This window comes from Streptomyces sp. NPDC087310, from assembly GCF_044744405.1.
In the GTDB taxonomy this organism is placed as follows: Bacteria; Actinomycetota; Actinomycetes; order Streptomycetales; family Streptomycetaceae; genus Streptomyces.
Genome location: NZ_JBIUYF010000002.1, coordinates 209808 through 221772 on the forward strand (window position 1 = coordinate 209808; position 11965 = coordinate 221772).

At 70.1% G+C, this 11965-nt stretch carries 8 protein-coding genes and 1 tRNA gene; 4 read left to right on the top strand and 5 right to left on the bottom strand.

Annotated elements, in window-relative coordinates; genetic code table 11:
• Positions 1 to 76: 76 nt before the first annotated feature.
• The 5 genes from ACIO3P_RS07015 to sucC form a co-directional block, all read right to left on the bottom strand.
• Positions 77 to 976, bottom strand: a complete 900-nt coding sequence (locus tag ACIO3P_RS07015) for an SAM-dependent methyltransferase (protein ID WP_401848676.1) — start codon at positions 974 to 976, stop codon at positions 77 to 79.
• A gap of 252 nt (positions 977 to 1228) precedes the next feature.
• A tRNA-Leu gene (locus ACIO3P_RS07020) sits at positions 1229 to 1316 on the bottom strand.
• 175 nt (positions 1317 to 1491) lie between these two features.
• Entirely contained in the window at positions 1492 to 3033 is a 1542-nt protein-coding gene (locus tag ACIO3P_RS07025; RefSeq protein ID WP_401848674.1) for an aldehyde dehydrogenase family protein, read from the bottom strand.
• A 127-nt stretch (positions 3034 to 3160) separates the two neighbouring features.
• Entirely contained in the window at positions 3161 to 4063 is a 903-nt protein-coding gene (gene sucD / locus ACIO3P_RS07030; protein WP_329827789.1) for a succinate--CoA ligase subunit alpha, read from the bottom strand.
• A 13-nt stretch (positions 4064 to 4076) separates the two neighbouring features.
• A complete protein-coding gene (gene sucC, locus ACIO3P_RS07035; protein ID WP_329827790.1) occupies positions 4077 to 5210 on the bottom strand; it encodes an ADP-forming succinate--CoA ligase subunit beta in 1134 nt (377 codons plus the stop codon).
• Positions 5211 to 5371: 161 nt separating this feature from the next.
• Here sucC and ACIO3P_RS07040 point away from each other — a divergent pair, with 161 nt between their 5' ends.
• The 4 genes from ACIO3P_RS07040 (at position 5372) to ACIO3P_RS07055 (ending at position 11965) form a co-directional block, all read left to right on the top strand.
• Positions 5372 to 7054, top strand: coding sequence for a thiamine pyrophosphate-binding protein (locus ACIO3P_RS07040; protein WP_401786009.1), 1683 nt, complete (start codon positions 5372 to 5374; stop codon positions 7052 to 7054).
• A 12-nt stretch (positions 7055 to 7066) separates the two neighbouring features.
• Positions 7067 to 8332, top strand: coding sequence for a formyl-CoA transferase (frc, locus tag ACIO3P_RS07045; RefSeq protein ID WP_329827793.1), 1266 nt, complete (start codon positions 7067 to 7069; stop codon positions 8330 to 8332).
• 2 nt (positions 8333 to 8334) lie between these two features.
• Complete coding sequence (locus ACIO3P_RS07050; RefSeq protein ID WP_401848673.1) at positions 8335 to 10485, top strand: acetate--CoA ligase family protein; 2151 nt, start codon at positions 8335 to 8337, stop codon at positions 10483 to 10485.
• 85 nt (positions 10486 to 10570) lie between these two features.
• On the top strand, positions 10571 to 11965 hold the full coding sequence (locus tag ACIO3P_RS07055; RefSeq protein ID WP_401848672.1) for an OFA family MFS transporter: 1395 nt from the start codon (positions 10571 to 10573) through the stop codon (positions 11963 to 11965).

The following is an 11965-nucleotide window of genomic DNA, read 5'->3' on the forward strand; positions in this document are numbered from 1 at the left end:
CGTTGGACATATCGCGGTGGCACATGTTGGCCGGATTTGCCGCTGGTCCCTGCCCCCGGGCGGGCGGGTCCTCCGTTCACCGGCGGCGGGCGACCAGGAAGACGTAGCCGACCTGCGGGAGCGCACCGAACCGGGGGAGGGAGCGGGTGGAGTTGAAGAACGCGTAGTGGGGGTCGTCGGCGGAGGGCTCGATATCGCCGAAGGCATCGGCGAACGCCTGGTAGGTGCGCCGGACCCGCTCTCCGATGTCGTCGAAGTCCACCACCTCCAGACCGGCGCGGTCGAGAGCCGTGCGGAGCTCCCCCGGTTCGGGGAACGAGGGGGACTGGAACGCCCGGCAGGTCCGGCGGACCAGCTCCGCGGCATCCCCGGTGACCGGCGACCGGAGCAGCACATCGGTGATGACCAGCGGGCTACCGGGTCGCAGGGTCCGGGCGATCTCGGTGAGGGCGGCGGTCCGGTCGCCGATGTGCATCATGGACTCGATCGCCCAGGCACCGTCGAAGGACCCGGCGTCGAAGGGCAGTGCGCGGGCGTCCGCGTACCGGAAGTCCACCCGGTCGGCGAGCCCGGCGGCGTCCGCCCGGGTTCGGGCGAGGTCGATGTCCTCGTGGCTGACCGAGATCCCTGACACCTGGGCGCCGGTGGCACGGGCGATGCGCAGGGCCGGCCGCCCGGTTCCGCAGCCGACGTCCAGCAGGCGCCGGCCGGGTGCGGCGGCCAGCCGCCCCGCCACGAGGTCGGTGAGCCGGTCGGTGGCCTGGTCGAGGGAGCGGTCGTCCGTGGCGCTGTCCCAGTAGCCGACATGGATGTTCCCGTCGACGGCCGCGCCGCCCGCGGTCTCGGTCCGCTCGTCCTGGAGCGGGTCGACGTCCGGTGACGACGAGGCGGTGTGGTGCGCGGACGGGTCGTTGGTCATCGAGATCTCCCGGGCTTGGAGGATGTGCCGGTGGGTGAAGAGGTCCGTCTGCCGCATTTCGCCGAATGAGCGGTCAAAGGGGTGGGTATCCGACGGCGACGGGAATCGAGCGACGATTGTCCTGGGAGGCTGTGCGGTTCGTCCAGAGCGCGTATTTCGTCCGGGGCGCGGAGTCGGCGCGATCGCGACCGAACCCGTCGGCACGCCTTTCGCCGAACAGGATTCCGAACGCAGAAAGAGCTCCCAGCCCGGACGAATCCGTGCTGGGAGCTCTGTAAAACCAACCTGGGTACTCGCGTGACATACCCCTGGTGTCCGAGGGGGGACTTGAACCCCCACGCCCGATAAAGGGCACTAGCACCTCAAGCTAGCGCGTCTGCCATTCCGCCACCCGGACGAGTGGTCGACCCGCGATGATCTCTGCGATCTCCCCGCGGCGACAGAGACAACGATACCAGGGGTTCGAGGTGCCCTTCACCCGTATATCCGGTGGTCAGCGGTGCGCGATCGGGCTGCTCAGAGGGGTGGGCACGGACTGTCGCGGCGTACGTACGGGCCGTGCCGCCGGGTGGTCAGGGCATCAGGTGGTAGTCGGGGAAGTTGCCCGGCGGGCGTTCGTCCGGGGGGCCGTCGGTCACGGCGCGGACCAGGAGCTCGCCGCCGACGAAGGCGCCGCGCCAGGAGTGGCCGAAGCCGCCGAACAGCTCGTCGCGGTCGCCCCGGGAGCGGGGTGTGCCGTGGCCGGTCTTGAAGGCGCGGATCTGGGGTGCCAGCCGTGCGTACGTCGCCGGGTCGTCGGTGGACAGGGTCGCGACCAGGGCGCCGTTCGAGGCGTTCATCGCGGCCAGCAGCTCCGCCTCCGTGTCGACCAGGACGATCGTGTCGACCGGGCCGAAGGGTTCCGCGTGGTGCAGCGGGGAGGACGGGGGCGGGTTGAGCAGGGTGACGGGGGCCAGATACGCGCTGGTGTCCTGGTCGGGGAGGAAGCGGGCGTCCGCCAGGGCGCCCCGGTGGAGCGGTACGGCGCCGCGGCCGATCGCCTCGGTGACCTGGTCGGCCAGTTCCTTGGCCTTGGCTGCGTTGATGAGCGGCCCGAAGTCCAGCTCCGGCGGCGGGTCGTCCGGGGATTCGACCGCGAGGGGGTGGCCCAGCCGGATCGAGCGTACGGCGGGGAGGTACGCGGCGAGGAAGTCCGCGAAGAGGGAGCGCTGGACGACGAAGCGGGGGTACGCCGTGCAGCGCTGCTTCCCGTAGTCGAAGAGCTTGGGGATCACTGCGGTCAGGGCGCCGAAGTCGGTGCAGTTCCAGATGCCCCAGGTGTTGAGCCCCTCCTGTTCGAGGACATGGCGTTTGCCGAGGTCGGCAACTGCGGTGGCGATCCTGGCTCCGGTGTCCCGGCCGCCGACGAAGGAGACACAGCCGATCTCCGGCGCGCGCACCAGCGCCTCGGAGAGTTCGCCGCCGCTGCCGCTGACGAGGGTGACGGGGATGCCCTCGCGGGCGGCGAGCGCGCAGGCCAGGGTCAGGCAGGCCACGCCGCCGTCGGTGGGGGCCTTGGCGATGACCGCGTTGCCCGCCAGTGCCTGCACCAGCAGGGCGTGGACGAGGACGGACATCGGGTAGTTCCAGCTCGCGATGTTGGAGACCGGTCCCGGCAGCGGGGTACGGCCTTCCAGCATCGGCCCGGCGCCGTCCACGTACCAGCGCACGCCGTCGATCGCACGGTCGACGTCGGCCTGGGCGAGGCGCCAGGGTTTGCCGATCTCCCAGACGAGGAGGAGGGCGAGCAGTTCGCGGTGTTCGGTGAGCGCGTCGAGCGTCGCGCTCACGCGGGCGGCGCGCTCCGGCAGCGGGATGTGGCCCCAGGCCCGGTGGGCGTCCAGCGCGGCGCGCACCGCCTGCCGGGCGGTCGTGCCGTCCAGTCGGGGCGGCCCGGCGATCGGGCCCCCGTCGACGGGGCTGGTGGCGGGCAGGGCGCGGCCGTCGGAGCGCCACGCCGCGCCCCAGAGGTTGCGTACCCGGTCGTCGTGGAAGGCTTCGGGCGCGGCGGCGAGGCCGCGCTCCCAGGCGTCCGACCAGGCTGTGCCCGGTTTGAGGATCAGTGAGGGTGCCATTGAGGGTCTCCGCTCGGATGAGGCGGGAGGTGCATGGCTCGGTTCAGGACCGCCGGCCGGTCGTCGGCCGGCGTCTCGCGGTTACTCGACGGTAGTGAGCCGGTGGTGTGGTGGCACGCACTCGCTGTCAAGTATGAGTGACGTCACCTGACGGCGCGAGCTGTTCCAGGACCAGTCGCGCAGTCTCGGAGGGGGTCGAGCCGACCCGGACGCCGGCCGCCTCCAGGGCCTTGCGCTTGCCCTCCGCGGTGCCGGAGGAGCCGGAGACGATCGCGCCCGCGTGTCCCATGGTCTTGCCCTCGGGGGCGGTGAAGCCGGCGATGTAGCCGATGACCGGCTTGGTGACCCGCTCGGCGGCGTAGGCGGCGGCGCGTTCCTCCGCGTCGCCGCCGATCTCACCGATGAGGACGACGAGTTCGGTGTCGGGGTCGTCCTCGAAGGCGGCGAGGCAGTCGATGTGACTGGTGCCCACGACGGGGTCGCCGCCGATGCCGACCGCCGAGGAGAAGCCGATCTCCCGCAGTTCGTACATGAGTTGGTAGGTGAGGGTGCCGGACTTCGACACGAGTCCGATCCGGCCCGGCTTGGTGGCGATGTCCGCGGGGATGATCCCGGCGTTGGACTGTCCCGGGCTGATCAGACCGGGACAGTTGGGGCCGATGATCCGGGTGGCGCGCTCCTTGGCGTACGCGGTGAAGGCGACCGCGTCGTGGACGGGGATGCCCTCGGTGATGACGACGGCGAGCCCGATCCCGGCGTCCACCGCCTCGGTCACGGCCGCCCTGGCGAACTGCGGCGGGACGAAGACGACGGTGACGTCCGCGCCGGTCGCCGCGATGCCCTCGCGTACGGAGCCGAAGACGGGCACGGTGGCGCCGTCGAGGTCGACCTGGCTGCCCGCCTTGCGCGGGTTGACGCCGCCGACGACCGCGGTGCCCGCTGCGAGCATCCGCCGGGTGTGCCGCATGCCCTCGGCGCCGGTCATGCCCTGGACGAGTACCTTGCTCTCCTTGGTCAGGAAGATGGCCATGGTGTTCCTCTCCTCATCCGGCGTTCGCGAGCGCGGCGGCCTGCCGGGCCGCGCCGTCCATGGTGGTGGCCTGCTGTACGAGCGGGTGCGCGCGCTCCGCGAGGATCGAACGGCCGCGGGCGGCGCTGTTGCCGTCGAGGCGGACCACGAGCGGCCGGGTCAACGTCACCGATTCCAGGGCCCGTACGATGCCGTCGGCGACCGCGTCGCAGGCCGTGATGCCTCCGAAGACATTGACGAAGACGGATTTCACGGCCGGGTCGGAGAGGATGACGGACAGCCCGTCCGCCATCACCTGGGCGGACGCCCCTCCCCCGATGTCGAGGAAGTTGGCGGGGCGGGCGCCGCAGCCGGCCACCACGTCGAGGGTGGACATGACGAGGCCCGCGCCGTTGCCGATGATGCCGACCTCGCCGTCGAGCTTCACGTAGTTGAGCCCCTTGGCCGCCGCCCGCGCCTCCAGCGGGTCGGTGCCGGGGCCGGCCGGGGTCTCCCCCCAGCGCGCTTGGCGGAAGAGGGCGTTGTCGTCAAGGGTGACCTTGCCGTCGAGGGCGATAATCAGCCCTTCCGTGGTGCGTACCAACGGGTTCACCTCGACCAGCAGGGCGTCCTCGCGGACCAGTACCCGCCACAGCGCCCGGAGTACGGGGACGGCCTCGTCCGGGAGTGCGGCCGCCGCGGCGATCCGGGCGGCCACCGCCTCGGTGACGCCTTCCGCCGGGTCGACGGGGATACGGGCCACCGCCTCCGGCCGTACGGCCGCGACCTGCTCGATCTCCATGCCGCCCTCGGCCGAGGCGATGGCGAGGAAGGTCCCGGCCGCCCGGTCGAGCACGTAGCTCACATAGAACTCGGCCTCGATGTCGACGGGTTGGGCGAGCATGACCGTGGAGACGGTATGGCCCTTGATGTCCATGCCGAGTATCTGGCGTGCGGTCAGTTCGGCCGCCGCCGGGTCGGCCGCGAGCTTCACGCCGCCCGCCTTGCCGCGGCCCCCGGTCTTCACCTGGGCCTTGACGACCACGCGCCCGCCGAGCCGCCGCGCGGCGTCCCCGGCGTCCTTGGCGGTGGCCACGACCTCGGCTTCCGGCACCGCGATGCCGTGTTCCGCGAAGAGTTCCCTCGCCTGGTGTTCGTACAGATCCATGCCGGCTCCCTTTTGCCGAAAGTGGCGTACGCCCCCTGGACACCACCCGCCCGGATGCGGGATAACAAGCTTCATACAGTATTCGTCGACTGTATGCAATGTACCGGGACGGGCGCTTCTCCCTCCCCGGTGAAGGACTACGAAGGGACAGGGACCTCCTCATGCCCGACGACAGCCAGGAACTCATCTCCGGTGGTCATCTCGTCGCCAAGGCACTCAAAGCGGAGGGTGTCGAGGTCATCTACACCCTCTGCGGCGGCCACATCATCGACATCTACGACGGCTGCGTCGACGAGGGCATCGACGTCGTCGACGTACGTCATGAGCAGGTGGCCGCCCACGCCGCCGACGGCTACGCCCGTATCACCGGAAAGCCCGGGTGCGCGGTCGTCACCGCCGGGCCCGGCACCACCGACGCCGTCACCGGGGTCGCCAACGCCTTCCGCGCCGAGTCGCCCATGCTGCTGATCGGCGGCCAAGGGGCGCACACCCAGCACAAGATGGGGTCGCTCCAGGACCTCCCCCACGTCGACATGATGACCCCGATCACCAAGTTCGCCGCCACCGTGCCGGACACGGCGCGCGCCGCGGACATGGTCTCGATGGCGTTCCGCGAGTGCTACCACGGCGCCCCGGGGCCGTCCTTCCTGGAGATCCCGCGCGATGTGCTGGACGCCAAGGTGCCCGTGGACAAGGCCCGGGTCCCCGCCGCCGGACAGTACCGGGCCTCGACCCGCTCGGCCGGTGACCCCGAGGCGGTCGAGAAGCTCGCCGATCTGCTCGTGCACGCCGAGAAGCCGGCGATCCTCCTCGGCAGCCAGGTCTGGACCACCCGGGGGACCGACGCGGCGATCGAGCTGGTGCGGACGCTCAACATCCCCGCGTACATGAACGGGGCCGGGCGCGGCACGCTGGCCCCCGGCGACCCGCACCACTTCCAGCTCTCGCGGCGCTACGCCTTCTCCAACGCCGACCTCATCGTCATCGTCGGGACGCCCTTCGACTTCCGGATGGGGTACGGCAAGCGGCTCTCGCCGGACGCGACGGTCGTCCAGATCGACCTCGACTACCGGACGGTCGGCAAGAACCGGGACATCGACCTCGGCATCGTCGGGGACGCCGGGCTCGTCCTGTCCTCCGTCACCCAGGCCGCGAGCGGACGGATCAACGGCGGCTCGGTGAAGCGGAAGGCGTGGCTGGACGAGCTGCGCGCCGCCGAGCAGACGGCTGTCGAGAAGCGGCTGCCGCAGTTGCGCTCGGACGCCTCGCCCATTCACCCGTACCGGCTGGTCAGCGAGATCAACCAGTTCCTGACCGAGGACTCGATCTACATCGGGGACGGCGGCGACATCGTCACCTTCTCCGGGCAGGTCGTCCAGCCCAAGTCGCCGGGGCACTGGATGGATCCGGGTCCGCTCGGCACCCTCGGCGTCGGGGTGCCCTTCGTGCTCGCCGCCAAGCAGGCCCGGCCCGACAAGGAGGTCGTGGCGCTCTTCGGGGACGGCGCCTTCTCGCTGACCGGCTGGGACTTCGAGACGCTGGTGCGCTACAACCTGCCCTTCGTCGGCATCGTCGGCAACAACTCCTCGATGAACCAGATCCGTTACGGCCAGAAGGCCAAGTACGGCGACGAGCGCGAGCGCGTGGGCAACACCCTCGGCGACGTCCACTACGACAAGTTCGCCCAGATGCTGGGCGGTTACGGCGAAGAGGTCCGCGACCCGGCCGACATCGCGCCCGCGCTGCGGCGCGCCCGCGAGTCCGGACTGCCGTCGCTGATCAACGTCTGGGTCGACCCCGACGCGTACGCCCCCGGAACCATGAACCAGACCATGTACAAGTGAAGGAGCCCTCCCATGACCCAGGCTCTTGAGACCTCGCCCACCGGGACCACCCCCAAGGCGCTCTCGGGCGTACGCGTCCTGGACATGACGCACGTCCAATCGGGGCCCTCGGCCACACAGTTGCTCGGCTGGCTCGGCGCGGACGTGGTGAAGCTGGAGGCGCCCAGCGGGGACATCACCCGCAAGCAGCTCCGCGACCTGCCCGACGTCGACTCGCTGTACTTCACGATGCTCAACTGCAACAAGCGGTCCATCACCCTCAACACCAAGTCGGAGCGCGGCAAGGAGATCCTCACCGAGCTGATCCGCCGCTCCGACGTGATGGTGGAGAACTTCGGCCCGGGGGCCGTGGACCGGATGGGGTTCACCTGGGAGCGCATCCAGGAGATCAACCCGCGGATCGTCTACGCCTCCATCAAGGGGTTCGGGGAGGGCCCGTACACCAACTTCAAGGCGTACGAGGTGGTCGCGCAGGCCATGGGCGGCTCGATGTCGACGACCGGCTTCGAGGACGGGCCGCCGCTCGCCACCGGCGCGCAGATCGGCGACTCCGGCACCGGCGTCCACGCCGTCGCCGGGATACTCGCCGCGCTCTTCCAGCGCGAGCACACCGGGCGCGGCCAGCGCGTCAACGTGGCGATGCAGCACGCCGTGCTCAACCTCTGCCGGGTGAAGCTCCGCGACCAGCAGCGGCTCACCCACGGCCCGCTCGCCGAGTATCCGAACGACGACTTCGGCGACGAGGTGCCGCGCAGCGGCAACGCGAGCGGCGGCGGGCAGCCCGGCTGGGCCGTCAAGTGCGCGCCCGGCGGCCCCAACGACTACGTGTACGTGATCGTGCAGCCGGTCGGCTGGCGGCCGGTCACCGAGCTGATGGGCCGGCCCGAGCTGGCGGACGACCCCGAGTGGGCGACGCCCGAGGCGCGGCTGCCGAAGCTCGGCAAGATGTTCCAGCTCATCGAGGAGTGGACGGCCACCCTGCCCAAGTGGGAGGTGCTGGAGCGGCTCAACGCCCACAACATCCCCTGCGGCCCGATCCTCTCCACCAAGGAGATCATCGAGGACGCCTCCCTCGCGGCCAACGAGATGGTCGTCGAGGTCCCCCACCCCCAGCGCGGCTCGTTCACCACGGTCGGCAGCCCGCTGAAGCTCTCCGACTCCCCCGTGGACGTGTTCACCTCGCCGCTGCTCGGCGAGCACAACGCGGAGGTGTACGTGGGCGAACTGGGCCTGGGCGACGAGGAATTGCGGCTTCTCAAGACGGACGGAGTCATCTGACGGTGGACAGCAACGACGAGAGCAGGAAGACCGTACGGGCGCTGCTGGACGCGGCGCTCGCCGAGGGCCGCACCGCGCTCACCGCGCCCGAGGGCAAGGCCGTCACGGACGCGTACGGGATCCCCACCCCGGCCGAGGCGCTGGCCGAGAGCGCCGACGAGGCGGTGGCGCTGGCCGACCGGATCGGCTTCCCGGTGGCGATGAAGATCGTCTCGCCGGAGATCCTGCACAAGACGGACGCGGGCGGTGTACGGATCGGGCTGACCTCGGCGGCCGAGGTGCGCGGCGCGTTCACCGAGATCGTCGCCAACGCCCGTGCGTACGCCCCGGACGCGCGGATCCTCGGTGTGCAGATCCAGCAGATGGTGCCCGAGGGCACCGAGGTGCTGATCGGTACCGTCACCGACCCGACCTTCGGCAAGATCGTGGCGTTCGGTCTCGGCGGGGTGCTGGTGGAGGTCCTGAAGGACGTCACCTTCCGGCTGGCGCCCGCCTCCACGGACGACGCGCTGTCGATGCTCGACGGGATCCGCGCTGCGGAGATCCTGCGCGGGGTGCGCGGCGCCGAGCCCGTCGACCGGGAGGCGCTGGCCGGGCTGATCGTCAAGGTGTCGCGGCTCGCGGCCGACTTCCCCGAGATCGCCGAGGTCGACCTCAACCCGGTGTTCGCCTCGGCGCACGGGGTGATGGCCGCCGACGTACGGATCCTGCTCGACCCGGAGCGGCCCGCCGAGCGGCGCACGTACAGCCGCGAGGAGATCCTCGTCTCGATGCGGCGGCTGATGAAGCCCAGCTCCGTGGCGGTCATCGGGGCCTCCAACGAGCAGGGGAAGATCGGCAATTCGGTCATGCGGAACCTCATCGACGGGGGTTTTCCGGGCGACATCCACCCGGTGAACCCCAAGGCCGATGACATTCTCGGCCGTAAGGCGTACAAGAGCGTGATGGATGTTCCGGGTGAGCCCGATGTGGCGGTCTTCGCGATCCCCGCGAAGTTCGTGCCCGCCGCGCTGGAGGAGGTCGGCCGCAAGGGCGTCCCGAACGCGGTGCTGATCCCGTCCGGCTTCGCCGAGACCGGTGAACACGAGCTCCAGGCACGGATCGTGGCGATCGCGGAGCAGTACGGCGTACGGCTGCTGGGGCCGAACATCTACGGCTACTACTCGACCTGGCAGGACCTCTGCGCCACGTTCTGCACCCCGTACGACGTCAAGGGCGGCGTGGCGCTGACCTCGCAGTCCGGCGGCATCGGGATGGCGATCCTCGGCTTCGCGCGGTCCACGAAGACGGGGGTCTCGGCGATCGTCGGCCTCGGCAACAAGTCCGACCTGGACGAGGACGACCTGCTGACCTGGTTCGGCGAGGACCCGCACACCGAGTGCATCGCGATGCACCTCGAAGACCTCAAGGACGGCCGCGCGTTCGTGGCGGCGGCGCGGGCCACCGTACCGAAGAAGCCGGTGGTCGTCCTCAAGGCGGGGCGTACGGCGGCGGGCGCGAAGGCGGCGGGGTCGCACACCGGCGCGCTCGCCGGGGACGACGCGGTGTACGGCGACATCCTGCGCCAGGCGGGGGTCATCAGGGCGCCGGGGCTGAACGAGATGCTGGAGTACGCGCGGGCGCTGCCCGTGCTTCCCACCCCGAAGGGTGACAACGTCGTCATCATCACGGGCGCCGGCGGCTCGGGGGTGCTCCTCTCGGACGCCATCGTCGACAACGGGCTCTCCCTGATGGAGATCCCACCGGATCTGGACGAGGCGTTCCGCGCGTTCATCCCGCCGTTCGGGGCGGCCGGCAACCCGGTGGACATCACCGGGGGCGAACCGCCGTCCACGTACGAGGCGACGATCCGGCTGGGGCTTGAGGATCCGCGGATCCACGCGCTGGTCCTCGGGTACTGGCACACGATCGTCACCCCGCCCATGGTCTTCGCCGAACTGACGGCGCGGGTCGTGGCGGAGTTCCGGGAACGGGGCATCCACAAACCGGTGGTGGCCTCCCTCGCGGGCGATGTCGAGGTCGAGGAGGCGTGCCAGTACCTCTTCGACCACGGGGTGGTGGCCTACCCGTACACCACGGAGCAGCCCGTCGCCGTACTCGGCGCCAAGTATCAGTGGGCGCGGGCGGCGGGGCTGTTGGGAGGCGGTTCATGACCTGACCCCACCCGGGCACGGCACGAAGGTTTTGGACAGGGGGCGCTGGCCAGTTCTTTCGATGCAAGGGGTGCGAGAGACCATCATGAAAACGACAACCACTCAACTCGGCAGTTCCGTCCCTTACCAGGAGGTGACGGACCGCAACGGACGCGTGTACCGGATCGGTGAGAGCGACCGGGACATCATGGGCAGGCCCCGCTGGACGATGGTGCTCTTCCCCTGGATGGGCATGCTGGGCATCAGTTCCTCGGAGTACGCGTTCACCTCCGCGGAGGACACGCTGCACGAGGCCCATCTCTGGAGCAGCGGACACATCTTCTGGCTGATGGGCGTCTGGGTCTTCTTCCAGGCGGCCGTCGCCTTCCCCGCCGGGCAGCTCAGGGAGAGCGGCAGGCTGCCCGCGCGCTACGCGATGATGCTGGGCGCGCTGGGGACGTTACTGGGCTATCTCTCCCTGGCCTACGCCCCGCACGTGATCGTGGCGTACATCGGCTTCGGCATGTTCAGCGGTATCGGCGCCGGTCTGGTGTACGCGACCTGCGTCAACATGGTCGGCAAGTGGTATCCGGAGCGCAAGGGAGGCAAGACCGGCCTCGTCAACGGCGGTTTCGCCTACGGCTCGGTGCCGTTCGTCTTCCTCTTCACCTCGTACATGGATCTGAGCAACTACCGGGGTGTGCTGGTCTTCGTCGGGCTGGTGTGCTGCCTCGTCGTCGCGGTCGCCGGCTGGTTCTTCAAGGACCCGCCGAAGTACTGGTGGCCGCGGGGCGCCGATCCGCTGAAGGTCTCCGACGACCCGAGGGTCCGGCGCGCACTGGAGAAGAACCCGCCGGCGGTGAAGCAGTACACACCGCGGGAGGCGGCCCGCACACCGGTGCTGTGGCTGATGTGGTTCTGCCTGCTCTGCACGGCGGGGATCAACATCTTCGGCATCGCGTTCCAGGTGCCCTTCGGCAAGGACATGGGGTTCGCGGGCGGGATCGTGGCCACCGCGATGTCGCTCAAGGCGATCGTGAACGGTACGGGGCGGGGTGTCATCGGCTGGATCTCCGACCGGTACGGACGCCGCCACACCCTGATCTTCGTCTGTCTGGTCCTCGGCAGCGCGCAGTTCGGTGTGCTGATATCCGGGTCCCTGGGCAGTATGCCGTTCTTCCTGTTCTGCTCGATGGTCTCCGGGTTCGGCGGCGGCGCGATCTTCCCGCTGTTCGCGGCGATGACCGCGGACTACTTCGGGGAGAACAACAACGCCTCGAACTACGGCATGGTCTACAGCTCCAAGCTCATATCGGGCCTCGTCGGCTCCGGTGTGGGGGCTGTCGTGGTGGGCGCCTGGGACTACCAGGGCGCGTTCGTCATCGCCGGCAGCATCGGGCTCGCCTCCGCCGTACTGGCGGTGTTCCTGAAGGCGCCGGGCAGGCCCGACCTCAAGAAGATCCAACCCAACCCGAACCCGATCGGCCGGGAGATCAACTGA